Raw genomic sequence first — 25,701 nt, 5'->3', positions numbered from 1 at the left:
CGGATTTGAAGAGTACTCACTGCCGGGCAGATCGTTTTCCAGCCGTCCGACATCAGCCCTGGAACGCCGTTGACGGAGGATTGAGTGGCGTGGATGATCCGTTGGAACCGCATTGGAGCTCGTGACGCGCGCCCGGCCAATAGCGAAATCCGACAGGAGTTTTCATGCTCAATGAGTTCGGTTACCACGTGGGGCAGTGGGACATCTCCCGTTTCCGGGAGCGTCCGCCGCAGGACTCTTTCACGGTCTTCGATCTCGAATGGCATCTGCTCCCCGACGTGTGGCCGGGAAACGCGATCGCCACGAAACTCTTCACGTCCTGGCTGCCGTACGAAGAGATCGACAGCTTCCTCGAAGTCGGCTGCGGTGCCGGCGTGACAGCCGTCATCGCGGCGATGCGGGGCTGCTCACAGGTCTGTGCCCTCGACATCAATCCGGCGGCGGCCGACACGGCCAGGCTGAACGCAATGCGGCACGGTGTGGGCGACAAGGTCACCGCACTGACCAGCGACCTGTTCTCGGAGCTGGACAAGGACACCACGTTCGACCTGATCTACTGGAATTCACCCTTCGTCGAGGCGCCGGCCGGGCACGACTACCGAAGTCAGATCGACTACGCGGCCTTCGATTCCGACTACAAGGTGCATGGCGCGTTCTTCGCCGGCCTCGAACAGCACATGTCCAAGACCACGCGCGTCTTCCTGGGCTTCAGTGAGACCCTCGGAAATCCGCAGCGCCTTCACGAACTCGCTGCGGAGTCGGGGTTCACGGCTTCCGTGTACCGCAAGGAGGAGATCGCCCTCCCGGCGGACTACGCGGGGCCTCGCACCAGCGACGGCGAGGGCGAGGGCCCGACGTCCTTCGTCTACGTGCTCTACGAGTTCCGGCGCACCGCTCCCAACGCCTGAACGCACCCCTCGTCGCGCAGACCCGTCGCCGTTTCGCCCAGGCTCAGGCCCGGACCCCCCAGTCTCAGCTGCGGTTCGGTGGTGCCTGCGGCGAGGATCGTACGGAACTGTTCGACGATCTCCCGCGCTGTCGCCGCCTCGAAGAGGTCGGTGTTGTATTCGAGGCGCCCCGAGAACCCCGTGTCCGAGCGGGTGAGGGTCAGGGAGAGGTCGACTTTGGCCGTCGCCGTGTCGCCGAACTCCCCACGCACCGCGCAGCCGGACAGCGTGAGGCCACGCCCCGTGTCCTTCTTGGAAGCTGACTCCTGATAGCCCAGCATGAGTTGGAAGACGGGATTGAAGCCCGGGGCACGGACGGGTTTCAACTCTTCCACGAGCAGGTCGAACGGCACTGCTTGGTGAGCCATCGCGCGGCGGCTCTCGTCACGCGCCCGCTGCACGAGCTCCTCAAAAGTAGGCTGCCCCGACGTGTCGATGCGGTGGACGAGCATGTTCACAAACATGCCGATCATCCGGTAGTGGCTTTCGCGCTGCCGGGACGTGACCGGTACCCCGATTACCACATCAGCACCGCCGCCGCGCATCCTCACGAGAGCCGCGTACGTCGCGAGCAGCACGGCGAACGGCGTCGCCCGGCACGCCTTGGCGAGGGTCACTGTCCGGTCGGTCACTGCCGGTTCGACAGTGAAGCGCACATGTCCGCCGATCACCCCCAGGATGGTCGGGCGCTCGCGGTCGGCGGGGAGGGTCGCAGGGGCTGGGAGTCCAGCGAGGTGGCTGCGCCAGTGCTCGACCATCTGCCCGGTCCTCATCCGTATCCGCCGGCTTGCCTGCCAGGCGGCGAAGTCGGCGTACTGCTCATCGAGGGGCCGAAGTCCTGATGGCTCGCGTTGTACCGCCGCCCGGTAGCAGACGGAGAGTTCGTGCTCCAGGATCTGTAGTGACTCTCCGTCGCAGGCGATGTGATGAACAGTCAGGCACAATAGATGCCGGTTGAGTGCGGTGCGTAGGAGCAACGCTCTGATGACCGGTCCTACCGCCAGGTCGAACGGTCGCCTGCCCTCCGCGTCAGCGTGGCGGTGTGCCTCGGCATCTGGGTCCGCGTGCCCCGAGACGTCCACGACGGGAACGTTCACCGCCTCGGCGGGACGGACGACCTGAAGCACGGCGCCCGCCCGCACTCGATAGACGGTCCGTAGTACCTCGTGTCTACGGACCACCTTGCTCAGGGCGCGGTCGAGTGCCGCGACGTCCAGGTCGCCGTCGACGTGATAGATCAGGGGGATGGTGTAAACGGTCGATCCCGGGCGGAAGCGATCGAGTATCCACATCTTCCGCTGGGCGTGGGAGATCTCGCGGTCATCGCTCATGGGACACCTCGGCAGCCAGCCTGAGCACGGTCGGGTCATACAGGAAGGCCCCGAGGTCCACATCCGCTTCGAAGGTGTCGTTGACCTGGGAAACCAGCCGCATGGCGAGCAATGAGTGCCCGCCGAGTGCGAAGAAGTCATCTCTCAGGCCGACGGAAGCGAGGCCCAGGATGTCGGCGGTGATGGCCGCGAGACGGCGTTCGCGGTCGGTGAGGGGGGCTTCGGCAGCGGCGTTGGGAGCGGGCACCGGCAGTGCCTGGAGGGCGAGGCGGTCGATCTTTCCGGCGGTTGTCAGGGGAAGCTGGGAAGAAGCGAGGAATGCGGCCGGGAGCATCCACTCGGGCAGTATGCCCGCGAGGAACTCACGCAGTCCGTCGGGGACACCGTCGGCAGCGGTGGGAACCACGTGGGCCACCAGGCGCCGGTCGCCGGTGGACTCATCAACGGTGACCGCCGCCTGCCGGATGCCGGGGTGGGTGGTGAGGACGGCTTCCACCTCACCGGGCTCGACGCGATAGCCGCGGATCTTGACCTGGTTGTCAGCGCGGCCGACGAAGTCGAGGGTGCCGTCGGCACGGATGCTGACCAAGTCGCCGGTTCGGTACATCAAAGATCGGTCCTCGTCGGCGAACGGATCGGGCAGGAAGCGCTCCCGGGTCTCGTCGGGACGCCCTGCGTAGCCTCTGCCGACTCCGGGGCCGCCGATGAAGAGTTCACCGGTGGTGCCGTTGGCCACCGGTTCGAGGTCCTTGTCGAGGACGTAGCAGGAGGTATTCGCGACGGGTTCACCGATGGGCACGGTTGTCGCGTCGGCGGGAACGGTGTTGATCGGCCCGCACACCGCGAAGACGGTCGTCTCGGTGGGGCCGTAGACGTTAACGAAGCGCCCGGGCCGGTCGGCGGGTGCGCCGGAGGTGAGTTGGCGCGCCCGGGCGACATTGAGCACGTCGCCGCCCACAAGGAGGTTGCGCAGCCCCCCGAAGCTGTCGGGCTGGTCCGCCATCACTTCGGAGAACAGGGCCGAGGTGAGTAACAGGGTGGTGACGTGGTGCGTGTCGAGGGCCAGCTTCAGCCTGCCGGGGGCGAGAACTACTTCCCGGGGGATGACGACCAGGGTGGCACCGTTGAGGAGGGCGCCCCAAACCTCGAAGGTGAAGGCGTCGAAAGACGGGTCGGCCACCTGTGCGATCCGCTCGTCGGGGTCGAGCACCGCCATGCCACTGCCGTGGGTGAGCCACAGCACGGACCGGTGTTCGATCATCACTCCCTTGGGCCTGCCGGTGGACCCCGAGGTGAACAGGACATATGCGAGGGAGCGCGGCCCGGACACCCGTTTGACGCCGCCCGTGTCCCTGGCGACCGCCGCCCGGACGTCCTGCGCACGCACGACGACGCTCGCGCCCGCGTCGGCCAGCATGGCCTCCTGACGGCTGCGTGGATACCCGGGGTGGACGGGGACGTAGGCGCCCCCGGCCTTCAGGACGGCGAGGAGAGCAACGATCATTTCGTGGCCGCTGTCGAGGAGAACGCCCACCCGGGTCTCTTCACGGACGCCCTGCTCGTGCAGCATGTGAGCGAGCCGGTCGGAGCGCCGGTCGAGTTCCATGTAGGTGAGAGAGTGCGCGCCGTCCACGACCGCGACCTTGTCGGGGCGGGCCCGCGTCTGTTCGGCGAAGCGTTCGGGGATGGTCGACTCGGTGGGATAGGGGGTCGCGGCGCCACGCAGCAGGCCCATGTCAGCTCCTCCATTTACCGGTTCAGGTGGTGGCTCCGGGCTCGGTTGGCCGGGGCGGGGTGCGGGGCGTCCGGGCATGCGCGGCCCGATCGGCAAGGGCCCGCAGCGCCTGCCGGTCGGCCTTGCCGTTGCCATTGAGCGGCAGGGCCGCCAGGTGTAGGAAGCGGCGCGGCACCAGATGGACGGGGAGCCAGGCGCGCAGGGCGCGGACCAGGTCGTGCGGCGATACGGCTTCCCCGGTGTAGCAGGCGACCAACTCGGCGATGTCACCTCGGCGTACAGCGCTCACAACAGCGTCGTGGATCTGGGGCAGGCGCCGCAGGGCCGCCTCCACATCGCCTGGTTCTACGCGCAGACCGCGGACCTTCACCTGGTCGTCGAGGCGTCCCAGGTGGACGAATTGACCGCCCTCAAGGCCGACCCGGTCGCCAGTGCGGAAGAAGTGTTCGGGCTCCGGGCGTCCGCCGTCGACAGGGCCGAGGAAGCGTCCGGAATCATCGCGAGGGTCCACGTAGCCGTCGAAGCGCTGGGGTCCGCGTACACACAACTCAGAGGTGTCCACATCGCGCAGTGCCTCAAGGTGGTCGAAGACCTGGCCGATGGGGACGGTGCCGTTGGAGGTACGGGGCCAGTGCGCGGGGTCGCGGGGCAGCCGGTAGGCAGCGCAGGCGATGGCGGCTTCGCTCGGTCCATAGGCGTTGTCGATAAGGGAGTGGGGGGCGACGGCGTGCCAGACGCGTGCCTGGTCGAGGGTGAACTGCTCGCCACCGAAGACGCTGTAACGCAGGGCCGTGACCGGTCCGGACCGGGTGGCCTCGGTGGTCGGCCCGACGGGCAGCCGGCCGAGCTCGATGCTGACGGAGATGGCGGAGGGCACGGAGAACCAGTGGGTCAGGGCCCGTCCCGCCGCGTAGTCGACGGGGCTGAACATCTCGCCGCGGTCGGGCACTACCAGGACGGCGCCGCCGCCCCAGGTGACGAAGAGGTCGTAGACGGATGGGTCGAAGGTCAGATCGAAGGTGTGAGACATACGACATCCCGGTGCGACCCCGTACCGGGTGATGCACTCGCGGACGAACGGCAGGACGTGTCGGTGTCGCAGCGGCATGCCCTTGGGGCGTCCGGTGGTACCGGAGGTGAACAGAACATACGCGGTCGCGTCGGGGTCCGGACGATATGGCGGCAGCGTGCCGTTCGGTGCGGCGCCGAGGACGTCGTCGTCAGCGAGAGTGAGGACCGGAAGACCGCTTGCCCACGCGTGGTCCCTGCCGCGGATGGCGGCGTCGGCCACGACGACGTCCACGGCGGCCTGTGCCCGTATTCGGGCGAGCCGGTCGTCGGGATGCTCGGGGTTGAGGGGCACGACAGCTGCGCCGAGCCGGAGCGCGGCCAGATAGCCGGCGAAGGCGACCGTGCTGCGCCTGGCCAGCAGCCCGACGCGCGCGGCGGCCGGCCGCACTTCTCTGATCCGCTGCGCGACGACGTCGGCGGCTTGTCCCAGCTCGCGGTAGGTGAGGCTACGCTCGGGCAGCTCGACGGCCGGTGCGTCCGGCCTGCGCTCGGCGGTGTCGGCGAACACCTCGTACAGGGTGCTGCTCACTGGTCGTCCGAGAGGAGCTCCGCCTGGGCACGCACGGTTGGATGTTGGAAGAGGTCCACGACGGGTAGGGGGCGCCTGATGTCGTCCCCGAGTCGTTCGGAGAGCATCACCAGGAGCAGCGAGTTGCCGCCGGCGTCGAAGAAACCCACGTCGATCGGTACGTCGGCGGGGTCGACCGCCAGGGTCTCGGCCCAGGCGTCGCGCACCGCGCGCAGGGCGTCGTCCTCCGTCATCGTTCCCCCTGTGCGGCTATCAAGGCGGTGAGGCACTGGTGCGGGTCGGCGGCCACGGCGGCCAGGAAGTCTTCGTAGCGTCGGGCCGCCCGCACGATGGTCTCGGCGTCGAACAGTTCCTGGTCGTACTCCCAGACGAGCTCGATGTCCCTCTCGGTATTCTCGCCCTTGCCGATCGACTGCTCGGCTCGGGGGATCGCGACGACGCTAAGGTCGAACTTGGCGCTGCCGTTGGTGACGCCGACGGTCACCGCGACGTCGAGTCCCGGCATCCGCACGGCGCCCAGTGGCGAGTCGTGGAAGGCGAACGCGACCTCGGACAGGGGCTGTCGGCCCGGGATGCGGGGCGGACGTAGCGCGGTGACCACCTGGTCGAAGGGGAGTTCCTGGTGCTGGACCGCGCCGAGCGTGGTCGCGCGAACGCGTGTGAGAAGGTTCTGGAACGTGGGAGCGTCGCGCAGGTCCGCGCGGAGCACGACGGTGTTCACGAGCATGCCGAGAAGGCTTTCCGTCTCGGGGCGGCTGCGGCCCGCGATGCCGGTCACGAGATGGAAGTCGTCCTCGCCGGACCATGCGTGCAGCAGGACCTGGAAAGCAGCGAGCATCACCGTGAACAGGGAGACGCGTTCGCGCCGGGCAAGGCCACGGATCTGGTCCGCAACACGGGCCGGGACGGTGACGCGGAGGGTGTCGCCGATGAACCGGCGACGCGCGCTGCGCGGCCGGTCGGTAGGCAGATCGAAATAGGGTGATACACCGTCGAGTTGGTGCGTCCAATATGCCAACTGCCGCTCGGCGGCGGCCGACTGAAGCCATTCGCGCTGCCAGACGGCGTAGTCGGCGAACTGAATCGCGGGTTCGGGCAGTGGTGACGGCAGGCCCTGTGCGTAGGCCCCGTACAGGGAGCAGAGTTCCTCGACGAAGACGTTGAAGCCCCAGCCATCGTGGATCAGGTGGTGTTCGAGGTGGAGCAGGACATGCCGGTCGGGCCCAGTTCGCAGTAGCCGCCAGTTGACCAGCGGAAGCCGGTCGAAGGGGATATCGACGCGGACGGCCTCGCGCAGCGCCGCGCGGGCAGCCTTCTCGGGATCGGCAGCGTCGCGCAGGTCATGGACGGGCAGCTCGACGGGGAACGGCGGATGGACGACTTGCTGCGGCCCCTCACGGCTGTCCGCGAAGGTCGTGCGGTACACCTCGTGGCGCCTGACCACCTCGGTGAGTGCTTCGGCGAGGGCGGTTGTGTCGAGCGCTCCCGTCAGTTCGAGGGTTGCCTGGAACTGATAGGCGCGCATACCCCGATTGAGGTGCAGCAGGAACCACAGTCGCTCCTGCGAGCACGAAAGAGGAATGGAATCCGGCCGGGGGCCGACGCGGAACGCGGGCGCTGTTCTGCTGGTGCGGATGTTCCGACCGCTCACTGTGCGTACCCCTTCTGCTTCCGGCGGCGCGATGTGTTTCACTCCCATCGCACAGCACTCCAGTCGATCTCGACTCCGGCGGCCCACAAGCGGCTTGCCGCGCCGAGCAGCAGTTCACGATCGGTACGGCTCTCGAGCCGGCCCGGCATCGTCTGTACCACCCGGGCGGCGGCGTCCGCGGGGCGCCCCGGATGGGCGAGCGCGAAGCGGGAGAGCGCCTGGCCCGGGCCTAGTTCGATCAGCATCGGATCGGGCAGCCGCCAGATCTCCGTCAGTTGGCCGGAGAACCGGATGGTGCGGCTCAGTTGCCGAGCCCAGTAGCCGGGATCGGTCGCTTCGTCGTCGCGCAGCCAGGTGCCGGTGACGCTGGAGAGTAGAGGCAAGCGGGGGGCTGCGATCGCCATCGTCGCGAGGAGGGCTTCGAGGGGCTCGGCCAGTGGCAGGGTCATCCTGGAGTGGAAGGCATGGGTCGTCGCGAGGCGGCGGCAGGCAACGCCGTGTGCGGTGAGGATCCGCGCGCTCTCCTGGACGGCCTCGACGGGGCCGGAGAGCACGGTCTGTTCGGGGCTGTTGAGAGCGGCGATCGACACGCTGGGTGTGAGGTGCGGGGCGACTGCGTCGGCTCCGGCCGCGACGGCGAGCATCGCGCCCTGCGGCAACGCCTCCATGAGCCGGGCGCGGCTTGCGACCAGGCGCAACGCGTCCTGAAGGGAGAACACCCCGGCGACGCAGGAGGCGACGTACTCACCGACGCTGTACCCGGCCAGCGCGGTTGGCTCGGCTCCGAGGTCCGACAATGCCCTCGACAGCGCGTACTGCGTGGCGAATAGCAGCGGCTGGGCGACGACCGTGCGATGGATCTCCTGGGGATTCTCGCGCTGCTCGAAGAGGGCCGCGAGGTCGGGACGTACGCCGGCGGCCGCCGTGTCGGCTTCCGGTGGGAAGAGCACGGGGCGCAGGTCGAGGTCGTGGTCGGTGGCGAGCAGACGCAAGCAGCCGTCGAGTTCGCGGCGGAAGGCGGGCACACACCGGTACAGGCCGGCGCCCAGGCCCGGATAGTGGTCGCCGACCCCGGAGCACAGGAAGACGCGGGAAGCACAGACTCCGGGCCCCGCGGTGAAGACGCGGCGGGGGTCGCGCCGACGCAGCCACCGTGCCGCGTCGGCCGCCGAGGTGGCGACGAGCACGCGGCGTATGGTTCCTGCGGGCGCCGTGGCCTCGGGGAGGGCAGATGCCGGGGCAGCGGCGCCGTCGCCCAGAGAAAGCAGCTGGTTGGCGAGCGCGTCGCTGGCTTGTTCAAGAGCGTCCCGTGTCGGTGCGCTGAGTGTCAGCAGTCGAAGTGGTCCGCTCATCGGTCCACCGCCGCGCGCACGTGGGCAGGCCAGCGTGCGGGGCCTACGCCGTGCCGGCAGAGGAAGGCGTAGGCGAGGCGTTCGAGGCCGAACCCGGCACAGCCGGTGAACACGGGCCGTTCGCCGTCGACGCAGATGCCGAACGACTTCCCGAAGAACTGCTCGTGGTAGTTGAAAGAGGCGACGGCCACATCCCGCTCGTCGTCCAGGGGCAGCCGGAGCTCGTACTTCATCTCCAGGAGTCGCTGGGACCAGGCGCGGTCGGCTGCGGCCCTGTTGAGGAAGAACAGGTCGCCGGCGACCTCGCACCGGCCACCGAGTCCTAGCGACTCTGTGAAGGCGAAGGCGCGTTCCATCAGCCGGGAGCGGGAGGTGAGGACGAATTCTGGACTGCCGAGGAAGACGATCTCGCGGATGGTGAAATCCCAGAGCCGTTCGAGGGAGCGACGGTAGCGGGACTCGTACCGGAACACCTTGCCACGCGAGGTCACCACCGTGTTCGGAGCGGGAGGTGGACCGTCGGCGTACTGGTGATAGGTGTGGAAGCACATGGTGGGCGGCAGGACGTGGTCGGTGTCGCCTGTGTGAGCGCGCAAGGCAGCGACGAGATTGCCGTCCTCCTCCCCGACACTCCCGGCCAGCGTGTGCAGGAACGCGTCGTAGGAGTCGACGTCGCCGTGCAACCGCGAGACCAGCATCAGTACTTGCGGAAAGGACTCGAAGTAGCCGGTGCGGCGCAGCGCGGGGGCGGGCATCAGGGTCGGGTAACGGAACTCTTGGGCTGCGAATTCGTCGAGAACGAGGGCGCGTATCTCGGCGTCGAGGTAATCCATGAGGGACAGGACGGGTTCGCCGAGCGCGATCTGCCCCTCGCCCAGCTCCGCGGCGATGCCTCGCGTCAGGAGTTCGGGGAAGACGTCCCGGACCGCACCCTCCTCCGCTGAGCGCCAGACCACCTTTGGCACGACCTGACGTTGACTCAGGACATCGTTGCGGACGACCAGGCGCAGCTTGCGGGTAAGCGCATCGAGATCGGTCGCCTCCGCGTCCTGTGTGGTGACGTCGACTGCAGTGACCGTGTCCCCGGTACGGATCAGGGTGAAGTCGGTGATCCGGTCGGAGATGAAGTAGATCCGCTTCGCCAATTCATCGGCGAGCGCGGCGGGCACCAACGCGTCGAGCGCTATCAAGGTCATCGCGGCCCTCCGGTCGACAATGCGCCGCGCACACCTATGAGTTCGCCGAGGATGCCGCGTTGCACGGCATTGGTCCCGGCGTAGATGGGCCCCGCGAGCGCGTCGCGTAGCTCCCGCTCGAAGCCCTCATCGGTCAGGTAGCCGCGGGCGCCGTGTACCTCGACGGCCGCCATGGCGGCTTGCACCAGGCTCTCGCTGACGAAGATCTTGGCCATGGTGGCTTCCAGAAGCGCGAGCCTGCCCTCACGCTTCAGCCAGCCGACCCGGTAGAGGAGCATCCGGGCCAGTTCGAGACGGATCTTCATGTCGGCGATCTGATGGGAGACGGCCTGGAAGTTTCCGATCGAACGTCCGAACTGCTCACGCGAGTTGGCGTGCCGCACGGACGCGTCGAGGAGTCGCTCCATGGCGCCGACCTGCGGCGCGAACATGAAGGAACGCTCCCACTCGATGGACGAAGTGAAGACGCCGTAGCCGCCGCCCTCCCGGCCGAGGACATTGGCGGCGGGCACCGGTGTCCCGTCGAACTCGATCACGCCCATGGGGGCGGATCGCAGGCCCATCTTCGACAGTTCGGCCTTCTTCATGAAGCCGGGCATGTCTGCGGTGACGACGAACGCGGTGAGCTGGTTCTGTTTTCTGCCCTCATCGCCGGTGCGGGCGAGGACGACGAAGACGTCGGCCACCGGTCCGTTGCTAATGAAGCATTTGGTGCCGTCAAGCCGGTACACGTCGCCATCGCGGCGCGCCGCGGTCGTCATGCCCAGCAGGTCGGAGCCGGCATCGGGTTCGGAAAGGGCCTGTGCGCCTATGAAAGTCCCGGCGCACAAGGATGGCAGGTACGCGCGCTTCACCTCGTCGCTGCCGTGGAGCATCAGATGAATGGTGCAGGCCCACAGGTGGTTGTTGACGGCGAAGACGAGGCCGTTGTCCCGGCATCCGTAGCCGAGTGCCTCCAGCGCGATCATCGTCGTCAGCGGGTCGAGGCCGCCGCCGCCGTACTCTTCGGGCACGGGCCAGCCGAGCACACCGAACGAGGCGCACCGCTCCCAGTCGGCCCGTGGGAAGTGGGCATCGCGGTCGTCGGCCAGGGTGTCCTTGCCAAGCTCCCGATCGGCGAAGGCGATGACGTCCTGACGCAACTTGCGCTGCTCGGAGCCTAGTTCGAAGTCCATGCCCCACCTCCGTAGGGAGCGCGTTTGCCCTGCACGAAGGCCGCGACGGCATCGACCGACGAGAAGTTCGCGAAGTCGAGGTCTTCGCCACCCACCACCAAGTCGAAGGTCTGCTCGACCCACAGGACGAGTTGGACGGCGAAGAGTGAAGTCACGTATCCGCTCGCGAAGAGGTCCACGTCGTCGTCCACGGGCTCCGCGTCGACGTGTGTGCCGATGAAGGCGCGGATCAGGCGCTTGTCGTCCTCAGCCATGCCGTCGATCTCCCGACTCTTGGGTGTCATCGTTGCGGTGGGTTTCGTGACGCTGCGACGCCGGGCGGCCCCGGTGTGTGTCGTAGCGGTGGAAGCCCTGGCCCGACTTTCTGCCGAGGAGGCCCGCGTCGACCAGCTTGCGCAGCAGCGTGCACGGCCGGTACTTGGAGTCATCGAAGCTGTTACAGAGGACGTCGAGCGAGAACAGCACCGTATCGAGGCCGATGAGGTCGGCGGTCTCCAGCGGCCCCATGGCGTGCCCGAAGCACTCTTTGAACAGGCGGTCGATCTCGGCGGCGCCGGAGACGCCTTCGTGGAGCAGGAAGATTGCCTCGTTGAGCGTGAGCATCAGGACCCGGTTGGTCACGAAGCCCGGTGAGTCGTTGACCACGATGTGACGCTTGCCCGTGCGATCCAGGAGGCCCTGGATGAGCGCCAGGGTCTCGTCGGATGTGTGGTGGCCGCGGATCAGTTCGACGGTGGGTTTGGTGGGTGCCGGGTTCATGAAGTGCGTACCGATCACCCGGTCGGGCCGTCCTGTGGCGGAGGCGACCCTGGTGATGGGGATCGCGGAGGTGTTCACGCCGAAGGGCACGCCGGGGGCGCACAGGAAATCGAGTTCGCAGTAGAGAGCGCGCTTGTGATCCCAGTTCTCGGTGGTGTTCTCGAAGAGGAAGTCGACCTGCCTCACCTCTGTGAGGTCCGCGGTAAACGTGATCCGTCCCACGACCTCCTCCGGCACCCGGGTCGGTGTCCCGGGGCGCAGCAGCCGGGCGAATCGTACCTCCCGGCCGATCTCCGCTCGCGCGGAGTCGAGAATTCGGTCCGCTACGTCCACCAGAACGACCTGGTGCCCCTGCTCGGCGAAAAGCTGCGCGACTCCGCGGCCCATGGTGCCGGCGCCCACAACACCTATCCGCTCCACTTCGGGTCTCCTTTCGTCTCGTCGAGAAGTGCTCGGGAACGCGTCAGGACGGTCTCCCGGATGACGCTCATGAATACCGTCCGGCTCTTGCGGAAGTGGAAGTGACCGCCCGGCACGAGCCGGATGTCGGTGGGGCCTGTGGTGTGCCGGGACCAAGCCACTACCGTGTCGGCGCCCGGCTCGTCCGTCCCGGCGACCGCGGTGACCGGGCAGGCCAGCGGGGCGCCCGGAGTGGACCGGTAGCTGTCGAGGAGCGCGAAGTCGGCGCGGAAAGTGTTGAGGGCGTCGGCGCGCAGGTCCGGGTGACCGCGTAGATGGTCCAGGGGCTCGCCCCAGCGCAGTTCGATCTCCCGCAGGAGCGCCTCGTCGGGCAGCGGATGGAGGGGGCGACGGAGCGGCGGCAGGGGCGGCGCCGGACACGAGGAGACGATCAGGCGGTCGGGGCCCCGCCGACCGCGGCGACGCAGTTCCCTTGCCGTCTCGAAGGCGAGCAGCGCGCCGAGGCTGTGTCCGAAGAGGACGAACGGCCCGTCGCTGTCGAAGGGGACGGCGGTCACCAAAGCGTCGACTAGCGGTCCGACGCGGGTGAAGGGCGGTTCGGCCCGGCGGGTGGTGCGGCCGGGCAGATGGATTCCCCAGACCTGGATGTCCGGCAGGTCGTCGCCCCAGCGGACGTACTCTCCCGCCGATCCGCCGGCGTGCGGGAAGCAGAACAAGGAGGAGAGGGCATCTGGTCGGCGGTACCGACGTACTGTCCAGCCGCTCATCGGGCGCTCTGTCCGGTCAGGCGCTCTGCCATGAGGGCGGCGAGCTGCTGGGCGGTCGGCGCCTGGAAAAGGGCGCCGGGCACCAGTTCGACTTGGAAGACTTCGCGGGCCCGCGCGACGAACCTGGCGGCGATGAGGGAGTCACCGCCGAGGTCGAAGAAGCTCTCGTCCGGCTCCACGTAGGGCAGTTCGAGGATCTCCGCGAAAAGAGCGGCCACGCGGTCCACGTTGTCGCTGTCTCCTGCCGGGGCTGATGCCGGTGCCGGCCGTGACGGCGCGGTGAGAGACGGGCCTGGCGGTCGCACGAAGGTGGGAGTGGGTTCCTCTGTCTCCACCGTGTAGCGCTGTCCCTCGAAGGGATAGGCCGGGAGGGCGAGGCGCTCGGGGGTGGCATCGTGCAGTGCCGCCCAGTCGATGGGGGCGCCCGCGAGCCACAGGCGTCCGACGGCGTCGAGCACGGCCTGTTCGTCGGTGTCGGTCCGTTCGGCGCACAGGTCGAGGGTGATGCCGTTCGGGCCGCAAGCGCCGGTTTCGTCCGCCGCCCTGTACGCGTCCTGAACGTCCGTTGAGGTCTCCGACTCTTCCAAGAGTTCAGCCCAGCAAACCGGTTCGACTGCCTCCTTTGCCGTGAGCCGCCGCGCCTGCCTACCGCCCATCGCGACCCAGAGAGGGAGAACGGGTACCCGGGGGTCGGCCCGCCGGACCGACTCCAGCCACGCGGCCTGCTCGTCCTTGGAATCCGCAGGTCCACGCTCCGCCGCTTCCGCCACCAGCCGTCCTGCCTCCGCCGCGCCGAATACTCCGGCCACCACCGCGGCCGCCAGAGCCCCGGCCGCACCCTCGCCCACGACCGACGCGGGCACGACACCGCGCCGCTGCCACAGACGGGCGAGCGCGTAGCGAATGGCGAACGTGACCGTCCACGTCGTCGCAGACCCCGCGAAGACGTCGCTCAGGCCGCACGCGCCCACGGCGCTCCGGAACGTCGACTCGGAGGCGTACAGCTGGGCCGCGGCATCCTGCTCCCGCACCATGTCGGCGCTGGTCACCGGCGTGCACCGAAAAATCACCGGCCCGGGCGTGGTGCCGGTGGAGGCGTCAAAGTCGCCAGCGGCGCCGACGAGCCGTTCGGGTACCTCCCCGGTGAGCACGTGCAGGGCGTCATGAACACCGTCCACGACCGCGAACCGCCGTCGCGCATGCTCCGTACGGCCCGTCTGGAGCGTCCAGGCCAGGCCCGCGGCCGATGTCCCGGGGTGGTCCCGCAGATGCGCGGCGAGGCGGACGACGGTCTGCTTCAGCGCGGTGGGGGATTTCGCGGAGAGTGGGAGGATGTGCCAGGAGCGGCCTGGCGCCGGCGAGGTTTCCCGGGCGGGCGGCTGCTCCAGGACGACGTGTGCGTTGGTGCCGCCGAGGCTGAAAGAGCTGACTCCGGCGCGGCGCGGCATGCCCTCGGGTCGCCACTGCTGCGGCTGCGTGATGACGTGGAACGGGCCCGCCTCGAAGTCGATCTGCGGGTTGAGAGCGGTGACGTGCAAACTCGGCGGGAGCACACCGTGCTTGAGGGCTAGGACCGTCTTGATCAGCCCGGCGGCGCCAGCTGCGGCGTCGGTGTGCCCGATACCGGTCTTCACGGAGCCGATTCCGCAGGGGGCACGGCGCTTGCCGCCGTGCCGGAACGCCTTGGTCAGTGCCGCGATCTCGACAGGGTCGCCCAGTGGCGTGCCAGTGCCGTGCGCTTCCACATAGGTGCAGGTGGATGGGTCGATGCCGGCGGCGTGGTGGGCCGCTTCGACTACGGCGGCCTGTCCTTCGACGCCCGGCGCGGCGAAGCCCATGCGGTCGGCGCCATCGTTGTTGACCGCGCAGCCCAGGACGACCGCGTCGATCCGGTCGCCGTCGGCCAGGGCCCGGTCGAGGCGTTTCAGTGCAACAAGACCGACGCCGTCGGCTCCCACCGTCCCGCGAGCGTCCGCGGCGAACGCTCGGCAGACGCCGTCCGGTGCCTGGATGCCCGCCTCCGTCGCCTCGTCTGGAACAAAGGGAAAGCGCACGGTCACTCCTCCCGCGAGTGCCAGGTCGCAGTCGCCCGAGAGCACTCCCTGGACCGCGAGATGCACGGATACCAGAGAGGTCGCGCAACCCGCCTGAACTGCGACGGTGGGGCCGCGCAGGCCGAGCTTGTAGGCGACGCGGCTGCAGAGGAAGTCGGCTCCGTTGCCCATCCGGATCTCGTATGCCGACACCGTTGGCTGTCGCGACCGCTGCGCGGTGAGGACATGCGCGTAGACGTTGTCGCTACTGCCTCCGTACACGCCGATGTTTCCCGGGTGGCGGGCCGGGTCCACGCCCGCGTTCTCCAGGGCCTCCACCGCGCATTCCATGAAGACCCGGTGCTGCGGATTGACGAGGCGGGCCTCACGCGGGGATATGCCGAAGTATCCAGCATCGAAGTGCTCGGGATCGTCGAGGAGTCCGCGAGCTGCGATGCCGCGCGGACCGGTCACACGGGTTATTGTGTCGCGCCCCTCCATCAGATTGCGCCAGAATTCTTCCGCGTTCCGCGCTCCGGGGAAACGACAAGCGATACCGATGACGGCAACGGGAACGGTCCCGTCTGCCCGATGTGACTGGGAAGAATAGTCGGTTCGGTGCGCCGTGTCGGTGTTCCGGCCCCGAGTTTTCAATGACCGTCCAATCTATCGCTGGTGGGTCGACTGCAGTCAGGGCAGGAGCGCTTCTTGATCGCTTGATCACACACCGAACTTCCTTTCGCTTTCAAGGCGCAGGAAGAACTTCATTTCCACGGGTGGGTCGTCAGTACGAGGCGGTCGGTTTTGCCGTTGGTGTTCTTCGGCAGGTCGTCCATGCAGCTGAAGTAACGCGGCACCATGTACTGGGGCAGTTGGTCGCGCAGGGCTCGCACGAGTTCGGCTTCGGCGATCGGGGCGCCGGTGTAAGCGGCGGCGAGGTCCGTCTCTCCGTCGGCGGAGGTGATCGCGACCACGGCGGCTTCGCGTACCGCGGGATGCCGTCGCAGTGCGTACTCGATCTCGCCCGGCTCCACCCGGTAACCGCGTATCTTGATCTGGTTGTCGATGCGCCCGATGTGCACTAGCACGCCGTTCTCGACGCGGACCCGGTCGCCTGTGCGGTACCAATGGGCGTCGGCGAGGGGTGTGGAGCCGTCGTACACAGAGATGGAGTCCCCGTCGGAGGCGGCGAAGCGGCCGATGTTGTGCGCGGGTTCCAGGTATCCGGCGAAACGCTGAGCCCCCCTCATACACAGTTCGCCGTCGGTGGTTCGGCCGCCCCACTCGTCCACGATGATCGACTCCATGGACGGATGCACCTCGCCGATGGGCACCGTGCCGTTCGACGTCGTGGGCAGGGCAGCCGAGTCGGCCGGCACCCGGTAGTTGGCACAGCTGACGGTCAGTTCGGTCGGGCCATACAGGTTGTCCAGGGTGGCGGAAGGAGCGGCCCGCTGCCAGGCCCTCGCCTGGCCCGTGGTCAACTGGTCGCCGCAGAACATGCTGGCGCGCAGCCCCGGCATACTGCCAGGCTCCAGCAGCTCCAGGCGTTGCGCGAAGGAGACCACGGCAGGGACGGAGAACCAGTGGGTGAGGCCACGGCCGTTGACGTAGTCCACGGGGGACATGAGGTCGTCGTAGCCGGGCGGAACGACAGTCGCTCCCGATGTCCAGGCCCCGAACAGATCGTAAATGGAGAGGTCGAAGGTCAGGTCGAAGTTCTGAGACAACCGGCAACCCGGGCCCAGTCCGTACCGCTCGACGATGTAGTCCGCGTAGGCCAGCACGTTGCGGTGGTGAATCGGCACTCCCTTCGGCCTTCCGGTGGAGCCGGAGGTGAACATGGTGTAGGCAGTGTCGTCCAGCGCCACGTCAGGTGACTCGAGCGGGCGTTCCGGCAGTGCGGATAGCTCTTGTTCGGTAACTCTCAGCCGGACGGCGGGTAACTCCTGTCGCGGGGCGGTCTCGTCGCTGAGGACCAGTTCGACCTGGGCGGCTTCGGTGATGGCCCGGTTACGGGTGGCCGGGAAGACCGGGTTCAGTGGTACCACGGTCGCACCCAGGCGCAGTGTGGCGAGGTAGCCGAGGTAGGCCAGCCGGCTGCGGGAGGCGAGCAGCCCCACCCGCGTGGGCCTCCTGCCGAGTGAGTCGCGGATTACGGCGGCCAGTCGGTCGGCACCCTGCCGCATCTGGTCGTACGTCAGCGAGGAACCTTCGAGGTCCAGGGCGAGGCGGTCGGGGTTGCGTTCGGCGCTTTCGGTGAACTTCTCGTACAGCGAGGGCATGAGTCAGTTCCTTCCCACGGCCTTCGGTCCGGCCCAGGCCGGCTGTTGCCTGGTGGTCCGCGTTCGGGGTGGCCTCATCGTCGGTTCGGACCGGGCCCGGTGTGCCCGGGCATCTGAAGCCCCATTGCGGTGGCAGCGGATCGGCGACCGGGCTCTCATGGACTCGTCCGCATCGCCGAAACGAGGTCGTGGACCGTGGTGGACGGTGCGGCGGTGACCGCTGAGACCATCGCGCTGTAGTCGGCGCCGAGCCGCGAAACGGTCTCACGCCGATAGAGAGCGGAGTCGTAGTCGATCCAGCCCTGCTGCATGCCTTCGGACCCGTCGAAGTGCAGCACCACGTCGAAACGGGAGTGTTCGGCCACGCCGAGGTTGATCGTGGCATGGGCGATGACGCCGTCGGACAGCGTGTAGCGCCGCCGACCGGACGGCTGCATGGCCATCATCACCTGCGCCAGCGGCTGGCGGTCGAGGGTCCGTCGTGGGACGAGCGCGTTCACGACGTCGGGGAAGGGAACGTCCTGGTGGTCCTGTGCCTCCAGAAGGCGGTGGTGCACGCTCCTGACGAACGCGGTGAAAGGCATGGATCCGACCATGCGTTGGCGGATCACCACTGTGTTCACGAACATGCCCATGGTGGACGCGTGGGCTGCGGAGGTCCTGCCGGAGACGGGGACGGCGACGCAAATGTCCTGCGCTCCCGCCCGCGACGACACGAGCAGCATCCATACGGCCAGTCGGCCGGCGAACTCCGTGGCGCCCTCGGCCTGGGCCGCAGCTCTGAGCTTGTCCAGCAAGGCCCCTGACAGGTCCATCGTGACCCGGCCCGCATCGAAGCTCTGGACGTTCGGCCGCGGTCGGTCCGGCGGTATCGTGACGGGGTCGGGCACGTCGGCGAGCCGAGCGGTCCAGAAGTCGAGGCCGGTGGCCGAGTACGTGGCCTTCGGTGCGACAGCCGACGGAGGGGGCGCGGGCCGACGGTGGTCGATGCGGGCCGAGTACAGTTCGGCCAGTTCGTCGAAGAACAGGTTCAGCGACCAGCCGTCGCAGGTCAGGTGATGGACGACCGTGATCAACACATGCCGGTCGTCCGCCAGCCGGACCAGGGCGAAGCGCGGAACGCGCGGCCCGTCCGGGTCTGTCCGGGCGGAGAGCTCGCGCACCCGCAACCCAGGAAGATCGTCTTCGGACGCTGCCACGTGATGGCTGATTTCTGGAAGCGCGTCGGCAACCACTTCCCTGCGGAATTCGTCCCCGTCGAACCAGAAGCGGGTACGCAGGGCATCGTGGCGGGCCACGACGTCGCGCATCGCGCTCTCCAGAGTGAGTACGTCGAGTTTCCCGGAGAACTCCATTTCCACGGCGACCAGATGGGCCGAGGTCAGCCCCAGGGTCTGCTCAAGCAGCATCTGCCGCTCGGCGATCGAGAGCGCACCCGGTGCGGTGCCCTCGCTGCCTTGGTCCGCCTCGATCGGGAGCGCGTCGACGAGCTCGCCGATCAGAGCGGTCACACTGGTGCTGCGGAGCACATTAGTGATCGGCACCCGAATGCGGCACTCCTTGACCAGGGTGGTGACCAGCCTCAGAGCGGCGAGTGAGTTGCCGCCCGCGCTGACGAAGCCCTCCCTGACATCAGCGCCCTCCGGGAGGGCCCGCAAGACCAAGGTGCGCACGAGGCGTTCAGTCTCCATCAATTCCCTACCGCCCGTCGGTTGCGAATCTGCGCTGTCGCCATGCTGCTGCCCCGGTCGATCCACGGATCGGGCGTCATGTCACACCGGACTCACAGCGGTCCGGGGAAAGCCCCGCCCCACAGCCGAGGAGACTCAGCGCGGTCTCCACATCGTCGGTGCAGTGAATGCGGGAGCGCTCCACCGACGAGATGTAGCCTCCGTCGGCCCATTGGTCCAACAGCTCCAGCAGTGGGGCGAAGTGGCCGCCGATGTTGACCAGGACGATGGGCTTCGCCACCGAGCCCGGTTCGTGCACCATGGCCATCTCCAACAGCCCGCTCAGCGTTTCCATGCCTCCGGGGAGGAACGCGAAGGCATCACATGTGCGGTGCAGGAGGCCAAAACGTTCGGCCTCTCCCCGCACCACGAAGATTTCCCCTCGGGCGTCCTCGACGCTTTCACGCCGCTGAAGCGCGTGCGGGACGATCCCGATGACTGCCCCGCCCCCGTCGAACGCCGTGCCGGCCAACGTCCCCATGAGCCCCGCGCCGCTGGCGCCGTAGACGAGTACGGCTCCGCGGGCCGCCAGTGCGCTGCCGAAGGAGCGCGCAAGGTCCAGGTACTCCTCCGCCCTCTCCGTTCCGGAGCTGCCGAATACGCCAACATGCAGACCACGTCGCACTCCTGGGCGCCGCCTCGTCCTCTCAGCCGCCACCGGGGCGACGCCCTTCTTCGGTCCCGGCGGCGTGCCGGGTGTATGTGGGACCGCGTGTACGCCCCGGCCTGCGAGAATCCCCGGGCTGTGTCCCATGACGGGTTCCGTCCCGCCGTTCATGAGGACACCTTCTTGATGCTCTCCATCGGTTCCGCACCGGCTATGGCCGCCGCCATCTTCTCCACCGTCGGCGCTTCGAAGAGCATCTGCACGGAGAGGTCGACGTTGAACCGTTTCTGGATCCGGAACATGAGCCTGACCGCCGACATCGAGTCTCCGCCGCGGGCGAAGAAGTCGTCGTCCACGGCGACCTGATCGATCGACAGGACGTCCCGCCACATGCCGCACACCGCCTCTTCGACCGGTCTGCGCTCATCGGCCTGCGGCGACCGGGGCCGCCCGTGGAATCCGTCGGGCCCGGGAAGTGCCGCTGCGTCCAGCTTGCCGTTGCTCGTCAGCGGCAGTGCGTCCACCGTCACGAACGCCCAGGGCACCGCGTAGGCTGGGAGCCTGGCGGCAACGGCGTCGCGTACCTCCGACTCCACCAGGGTTCCGGCACGGGACGGCACCAGATAGGCCACCAGCCGCCTGTCGCCAGGACGGGAGCCGTGGGTGACCACGCGCGCCTCCGCGACCTGCGGAAGAGCACCGAGCACCGACTCGACCTCACCCAACTCCACCCGGAATCCACGGATCTTCACCTGGTCGTCCGCGCGCCCCAGAAAGTAGAGCGAGCCGTCGTCCAGCAGCCGCGCCCGGTCTCCGGTGCGGTACAGGCGTGTTCCAGACGGCCCGAAGGGATCGGGAACGAACTTCTCCGCGGTGATGCCCGGTTGCCCGGCGTATCCGCGGGCCAGGCCCGCCCCTGCTATGCACAGCTCACCGGTGACACCGATGGGTACCCGCCGCAGTGACTCGTCGAGGACGTACAGGCTGGCGCCGGGCAGGGGGCGGCCGATGGGCACAAAGTCCTGTGCGGTTCTGCGCGTCATGGTGAACACGCTGCTGCCCACGGTGGCCTCGGTGGGGCCGTACTCGTTGATGACCCGAACATCCTCGTGCGGGCTGCACCAGCGTCCGGCAAGTTCAGTGGTCAGCTGCTCACCTCCCACCACCAGGGTGCTGGTGAGCGCACGCATCTGCGCGTCGGACAACTGCTCCGTCACCAGTACCAGCTGACTGGGTGTGAGTTTGACGAAGGCATACGGCCCGCTGTCCGCGAGCGCGGCACCGAGACGCGCCAAGTCCAGGTCCGGGGGCAGGATGTGGAGCGCCCGTCCGGTGAGCAGCGGCGTATACAGCACCGGCACCACCATGTCGAACGCCACGGATGACAGCAGCACCGTCCCGCCGACTTGGTGCTGTACGTAGTCGGAGACGGCCCAGTGGAGGTAGTTGGCCAGTGCGCCGTGCGTGACCTGTACGCCCTTGGGCCTGCCCGTCGATCCGGACGTGTAGATCACATATGCCGCGTTGCCCGGTTCCACCGGGATGTCGCGGACGGCGACCGGCCGCTCGGTCCACCGATCCGCTTCACTGTCGAGGCAGAGAATCGGGCGGTCGCCGACGGGAACGCGCTCACGCAGTCGCTCCTCGGTGAGAACCGCTACGGCCGACACATCCTGTGCCGTGTACGCGATGCGTTCGGCCGGATGCTGCGGATCCAGCGGGACGTACGTGCCGCCGGCCGTGAGGACGGCGAGCAGCGCGACGACCAGGTCGGGTCCGCGGTCCAGACAGACCACAACGGCACTCTCCGGGCGTACCCCCTGCTCACGCAACCAGTGCGCCAGCTGACCGACCCGGATGGACAGTTCGCCGTATGTGAGCGTGCGCTTCCCGCAGACGACAGCCGGTGCGTCGGGATGCAGCCGGGCCTGGCGCTCGACCAGCCGGTGGACCGGCTCCAAGCTTGCGCTCTGCGGGCCTGGCCTGGTGAGAACCTGTGTCATCTGGGCCAGCTCGTCGTCCGGAAGGATGTCCAGTTCACTCAGACGGGTCCGCGGCTGCGTGCAGCAGCGGACCAACGCGGTCGTCAGCTGCCCGGCCAGACGCTCCATCCTCGGCGGGGTGAACACTTCGGTCCGGTACACAAGACGTCCGGTGTACTGGTGCTCCTGGTCCTCCACCTCCAGAAGGAGGTCGAAGCCTCTCGCCGAGCCGCGCGACGCCTCCGGCATGGCATCGGCCTGCCATGCCAGCAGCACCTCCACCGGATGCGGTACGGAGCCGTCCGGCGCCTCCACGGCGCCGGTCCGCTCAGCGGGCACGTGATGCCCGCCGGCCGCCCGGAGCCGCTCGCCGGTTCGCCGTACCAAGTCGCCGAACGGCGGATCGTCCGACAGATCCGACAGATCGGTCCGCACGATCACCGGACCGTCGGCAACCACAGTGGCATCGTCCAGGTGCGGCGCAGCAGCCACCGTGATGTTGTGGGGCTCGCCGTACCTGTTCAGTACGGTCTGGAGCAGCGCCAAGTACACCACGTGCGTGGGCACACCGTGCGCGGCGGCGACGGCTCGCACGGAGACGGTCTGCGCCGCCGTGATGATGAAGTGGTGCTCGCCCCGGCTCGCACGGCCGGCCGATGCGCGAGGACGATCGGCAGGGAGGCTCAGCCGGTGCCCGCCGGCCGGCGTCTCGCACCAGGGCCCGGGTGTGTCCGTCGGCTGATGCCGCGGCACCGGGTGCTGGGAGTCCATGTCGTCTCCTGCGTCGTAGGTCCTCACCGCGTCGGATGCGTGCACGAGCCGTTCCGTTCTGTGAATCCCGACTCGATGAGCGTCCCTTGAGCCCGAAAACTCACACCGTTCTCACAGAAGTACGCAAGCCGCTCGTCGACCTCTTTCGCAACCCCTATGCGTTCCAGCCATTCGTCGTTGTAGATCGTGTCTTCGTACGCTTCCCCGCCGTCGGCGCACAGAGCCGCCGGTCGCTGTGTGTCCTCACCGGACATCTGGTCGCAGAGAACGGCGTGAATAACCGAACCGCTCGACCCTCCGAGAGATATTCCGGTCTGCAGTCTGAACAATCTGCACAGGGCTATCGAGGCTGCGGAGTCCACCTTGACCACACGATCGTAGGAATGTGACCCCAGAAAGCTGGAGCGACGGCTGGAGCCGATTCCCGGAATGATCCGGTCGCCGTCCGTGCGCCAGCCCGTGGCGTGCGAGCCGACGGAGTCGACAGCTACCAACCGGACCTCCGGTGCGGCATGCCGCAAGTAGGCCGAAATACCGGACAGCGTGCCCCCGGTCGACACGGCAACGTACAGGGTGTCCAGGTTCCCGGAGAGCTGGCTGAGCAGTTCCGGACCGGTGAACTCCTCATGCACCCGCGGATTCGCCACGTTGTCGTACTGGTCGGTCCACCGGTAATCGGGATTTTCCGCACACAGTTGACGCACTCTGCGCAAGCGGCTCAGTAGATATCCACCGGTTCCATCCGGCTCGTCCACCAGGTGAATCTCTGCTCCCATGGACCTCATGGCTTCGCAAGTGATCTCTGAAGTCTTGGGATCCACAACGGCGATGAGTCGGCAGTCCAGCCCGCTCAGAACTCCGGCCAGTCCAAGACCCAGATTTCCGGAAGTCGACTCCACGACGACGGTCCCGGGCCGCAACGGAAGATCGTTTGCGAGGGAGTGCAGCAGTCCTCGCGCGGTTCGGTCCTTCACCGAGCCCGTGGCATTGTATTTCTCAAGTTTGAGCGCAAGCCACGTACGGCGCCCCTGGCATTCCATCTGGACATCGACGATGGGGGTAGCCAGCGAGCCTTCGCGATGAATCTCGCCCAACGACACTCTCTGTCCCATCTGTTAGCGCTGAATGAGCTGGCCCAAGCCTTTATCTCTGGCTGCGTCGGCCACCGCGCTGCCCAGCGCGACATCGAGAATCGCCATGCCGAATGGGTTGCAGAGGACGAGGTCTCCGGGAGCGGTTCTCCCCGGATGACTGCCGGCCACCACTTCGCCGAGGCTGGTGTGAACCAGCGGTGCCGAAAGGTCGCGTTCCTCGCTGTCCGAGTACTCTCCGGCCGGACCGCGCAATGCTCCCTGCCCGTACATCCGGCCGAGCAGCCGGGTCCGGTCGTGACTGACGAGATTCCAGTCGTCCACCACCACCAAGCCGGCGGCGCGGACCACATCGGGGAGCACGTCGTCCAGTGACACATGTGTGATCAGGGCACCTCGCGCGAACCACTCGGGCTTGAGGTAGCCGGCCGTCACCGTCGTGACGGGAACGACAAGGTCCGCCCCGCGCACGCAGTCCTCGGGACCGGTCGCCTCGACGACTGTCAGGTCACTGCTCGCGTGCTTGAGTTCCCGGGCCAGAGCCGCGGCCCGCTCGGGCGCGGTGTCGAAGAGCCGAACCGACTCCAGGACGTGGGGCTCCTTGAGCAGCAACGTCAGGTGGGCTCGGGCCAAGGTGCCGCAGCCCAGGAGGGCCACGTTCCGCGCGGGCCCGTTGCCGAGATACCTGGCGCTGATCATGGTGACCGCGGCTGTCCGCATGGCGCTCACATAGGCGGACTCCATAAGGAGGTCGGGCCAGGCGGTCTCGGGGTCGAAGAGCATGAGAAAGCCCTGCGACCGCGCTATGCCCTTGGCCGGGTTGGCCAGTGACCCGTTGATTATCTTGATGCCGTACCGCATTCGCTCCTCGACGGTCACCGCTCCGGGCATCCCCAGCGACCGGGCGGCCATGCCTTCCGCCGTCTGCCAGCGCAGGCATGCCTCATCAGGCAGGATCGACGCACCGGACGCGTGCTGCCGCAGTGCGTCCTCCACCACCGCGCAGACGTCGATGGCCTCACAGCACGTGATGACGTCTCGGCGCGACAGGTAGGGGAGTTCCTCGTCGGGGTACTCCGTGAACCGCAGCACTGTCTTCACCTTCTTCTGCCGCTCGCTGGCGGCCTCCGGCAGAATGTCCGTTCCAGGTCGACCAGGGCTTCCAGCAGCGCTTGCACGCCCTGGACCAGCAGGGCGTCCGGCGTGCACTCGGCAGGCGAGTGGCTGATCCCGCCGCTGCTGGGCACGAAGAGCATCCCGGTCGGCACCACCGCGCTCATCGGGCCCGCGTCATGGCCCGCGTAGCTGCTGAGGTGTCCGACGCGAGCGGGCTGGCGGTCACACGCGGCGGAGAGCACCGCGAGTACGTCCGAGTCGAATTCGACGACAGGTTTGTGCGACCGGCGTTCCAGCGTCGCCAGGCATCCCTCGGGTCCGGCGTGCCGCTCACACAGCGCTTCCAACTGTCGGGCGGCCTCGACGAGCAACTCATCGGTAGGGGCTCGCAGTTCGGTGACGAACTGCGCTTCGCCGGGGATGACGTTGGGCGAGCCCGGGTGGAACTCCATGACCCCCACGTTGACGACCATCTCGCGATCGACACCGAGTGCCATCTCATGCATGTCGCCCACGATCCGGGCCGCGACGCGTCCGGCGTCGGTCCGTAGATCCATGGGGGTCGTACCGGCGTGGTTGGCCTCGCCGCGGACGGTGACCGTGTAGCGGTCGATGCCGACGATGCCCTCCACCACGGCCAGCGACAAGCCCTTCCGCTCCATCCGCGGCCCCTGCTCGATGTGCAGTTCGACGAACGCCGCCACGTCAAGGATGTGGTCGCTGTCGCACAGGGCCGTTGAGCCGTGCAGTCCACCGCCGGACGCCACGCCCTCCTCGTCCCAGAAGCTGACGATCTCCACGGCGGCGGCGGCGGGATGCCCGTTCTCATGCAGGACGCGCAGTGCCTCCAGTGCGGCAATCACCCCGTAAGCCCCGTCCAGACGGCCGCCTGCGGGCACCGTGTCAGTGTGCGAGCCGGTGAGGACGAAGGGGCCGCTGCTGTCCTCCTGCCTTCCGAAGACATTTCCGGTCTTGTCGGTCGACGCTTCCAGACCGGCCTCCTGGATACGGCGTGCCAGCCATTCCCGGGCGGCCAGATCCTCCGCGCTGCCGGCCACCCTGTCCACGCCTCCGTCCTCACGGCCACCGAAGGAGGCCAGTTCAGCAATGTCCTTCAAGAGCCGGTCCTGGTTGACCTTCAATGGCGTCACAG

General features: G+C 67.9%; 20 protein-coding genes. 1 reads left to right on the top strand and 19 read right to left on the bottom strand.

Going from position 1 to position 25,701, the window contains the following annotated elements:
• Positions 1–164: 164 nt before the first annotated feature.
• Complete coding sequence (locus tag ACFYW8_RS37640) at positions 165–908, top strand: methyltransferase (protein ID WP_389089497.1); 744 nt, start codon at positions 165–167, stop codon at positions 906–908.
• On the opposite strand, the gene ACFYW8_RS37635 is transcribed toward ACFYW8_RS37640, so the two are convergent.
• The 19 genes from ACFYW8_RS37635 to ACFYW8_RS37545 all read right to left on the bottom strand — a co-directional run bounded on the left by ACFYW8_RS37635 (position 875) and on the right by ACFYW8_RS37545 (position 25,699).
• Positions 875–2,278: a condensation domain-containing protein gene (locus tag ACFYW8_RS37635; RefSeq protein WP_389089493.1), complete on the bottom strand. Its 1,404-nt coding sequence runs from the start codon at positions 2,276–2,278 to the stop codon at positions 875–877. The genes ACFYW8_RS37640 and ACFYW8_RS37635 overlap by 34 nt on opposite strands.
• Entirely contained in the window at positions 2,268–4,013 is a 1,746-nt protein-coding gene (locus tag ACFYW8_RS37630; RefSeq protein WP_389089490.1) for a non-ribosomal peptide synthetase, read from the bottom strand. The genes ACFYW8_RS37635 and ACFYW8_RS37630 overlap by 11 nt, the downstream gene beginning before the upstream one ends.
• 22 nt (positions 4,014–4,035) lie before the next feature.
• On the bottom strand, positions 4,036–5,613 hold the full coding sequence (locus ACFYW8_RS37625; protein ID WP_389089488.1) for an AMP-binding protein: 1,578 nt from the start codon (positions 5,611–5,613) through the stop codon (positions 4,036–4,038).
• Positions 5,610–5,846: an acyl carrier protein gene (locus tag ACFYW8_RS37620; RefSeq protein WP_389089485.1), complete on the bottom strand. Its 237-nt coding sequence runs from the start codon at positions 5,844–5,846 to the stop codon at positions 5,610–5,612. Before ACFYW8_RS37620 ends, ACFYW8_RS37625 begins: the two co-directional genes overlap by 4 nt.
• Complete coding sequence (locus tag ACFYW8_RS37615) at positions 5,843–7,312, bottom strand: condensation domain-containing protein (protein WP_389089482.1); 1,470 nt, start codon at positions 7,310–7,312, stop codon at positions 5,843–5,845. The genes ACFYW8_RS37620 and ACFYW8_RS37615 overlap by 4 nt, the downstream gene beginning before the upstream one ends.
• On the bottom strand, positions 7,303–8,616 hold the full coding sequence (locus tag ACFYW8_RS37610; protein WP_389089479.1) for an acyltransferase domain-containing protein: 1,314 nt from the start codon (positions 8,614–8,616) through the stop codon (positions 7,303–7,305). The genes ACFYW8_RS37615 and ACFYW8_RS37610 overlap by 10 nt, the downstream gene beginning before the upstream one ends.
• Positions 8,613–9,812: a hypothetical protein gene (locus ACFYW8_RS37605; RefSeq protein ID WP_389089475.1), complete on the bottom strand. Its 1,200-nt coding sequence runs from the start codon at positions 9,810–9,812 to the stop codon at positions 8,613–8,615. The genes ACFYW8_RS37610 and ACFYW8_RS37605 overlap by 4 nt, the downstream gene beginning before the upstream one ends.
• Positions 9,809–10,987, bottom strand: coding sequence for an acyl-CoA dehydrogenase family protein (locus ACFYW8_RS37600; protein ID WP_389089472.1), 1,179 nt, complete (start codon positions 10,985–10,987; stop codon positions 9,809–9,811). Before ACFYW8_RS37600 ends, ACFYW8_RS37605 begins: the two co-directional genes overlap by 4 nt.
• Entirely contained in the window at positions 10,972–11,241 is a 270-nt protein-coding gene (locus tag ACFYW8_RS37595) for a phosphopantetheine-binding protein (RefSeq protein ID WP_389089470.1), read from the bottom strand. The genes ACFYW8_RS37600 and ACFYW8_RS37595 overlap by 16 nt, the downstream gene beginning before the upstream one ends.
• Positions 11,234–12,133 (bottom strand): 3-hydroxyacyl-CoA dehydrogenase family protein, encoded by a 900-nt coding sequence (locus tag ACFYW8_RS37590; RefSeq protein WP_389089565.1) that lies wholly within the window; start codon positions 12,131–12,133, stop codon positions 11,234–11,236. Before ACFYW8_RS37590 ends, ACFYW8_RS37595 begins: the two co-directional genes overlap by 8 nt.
• A 20-nt stretch (positions 12,134–12,153) precedes the next feature.
• Positions 12,154–12,933 carry a thioesterase II family protein gene (locus ACFYW8_RS37585; RefSeq protein WP_389089466.1) on the bottom strand — a complete coding sequence of 260 codons (780 nt, stop codon included), beginning with the start codon at positions 12,931–12,933 and terminating at the stop codon, positions 12,154–12,156.
• Positions 12,930–15,620: a type I polyketide synthase gene (locus ACFYW8_RS37580; protein WP_389089463.1), complete on the bottom strand. Its 2,691-nt coding sequence runs from the start codon at positions 15,618–15,620 to the stop codon at positions 12,930–12,932. Before ACFYW8_RS37580 ends, ACFYW8_RS37585 begins: the two co-directional genes overlap by 4 nt.
• Before the next feature lie 110 nt (positions 15,621–15,730).
• Positions 15,731–17,251, bottom strand: a complete 1,521-nt coding sequence (locus tag ACFYW8_RS37575; protein WP_389089460.1) for an AMP-binding protein — start codon at positions 17,249–17,251, stop codon at positions 15,731–15,733.
• A gap of 155 nt (positions 17,252–17,406) precedes the next feature.
• Positions 17,407–18,924 (bottom strand): condensation domain-containing protein, encoded by a 1,518-nt coding sequence (locus tag ACFYW8_RS37570; protein WP_389089457.1) that lies wholly within the window; start codon positions 18,922–18,924, stop codon positions 17,407–17,409.
• Between the two features lie 94 nt (positions 18,925–19,018).
• Complete coding sequence (locus ACFYW8_RS37565) at positions 19,019–19,606, bottom strand: TIGR00730 family Rossman fold protein (protein WP_389089454.1); 588 nt, start codon at positions 19,604–19,606, stop codon at positions 19,019–19,021.
• A gap of 149 nt (positions 19,607–19,755) precedes the next feature.
• Positions 19,756–22,341: an amino acid adenylation domain-containing protein gene (locus tag ACFYW8_RS37560; protein ID WP_389089450.1), complete on the bottom strand. Its 2,586-nt coding sequence runs from the start codon at positions 22,339–22,341 to the stop codon at positions 19,756–19,758.
• 23 nt (positions 22,342–22,364) lie between these two features.
• Positions 22,365–23,435 (bottom strand): pyridoxal-phosphate dependent enzyme, encoded by a 1,071-nt coding sequence (locus ACFYW8_RS37555; RefSeq protein ID WP_389089447.1) that lies wholly within the window; start codon positions 23,433–23,435, stop codon positions 22,365–22,367.
• Between the two features lie 21 nt (positions 23,436–23,456).
• Positions 23,457–24,524: an ornithine cyclodeaminase family protein gene (locus ACFYW8_RS37550; protein WP_389089444.1), complete on the bottom strand. Its 1,068-nt coding sequence runs from the start codon at positions 24,522–24,524 to the stop codon at positions 23,457–23,459.
• A 5-nt stretch (positions 24,525–24,529) separates the two neighbouring features.
• Positions 24,530–25,699, bottom strand: coding sequence for a M20 family metallo-hydrolase (locus tag ACFYW8_RS37545; RefSeq protein ID WP_389089441.1), 1,170 nt, complete (start codon positions 25,697–25,699; stop codon positions 24,530–24,532).
• Positions 25,700–25,701: the final 2 nt, after the last annotated feature.

This window comes from Streptomyces sp. NPDC002742 (genome assembly GCF_042888885.1).
Lineage (GTDB): Bacteria > Actinomycetota > Actinomycetes > Streptomycetales > Streptomycetaceae > Streptomyces.
The sequence above is the reverse complement of the archived record's forward strand: the minus strand, read 5'-3'. Positions and strand labels throughout refer to the sequence as shown.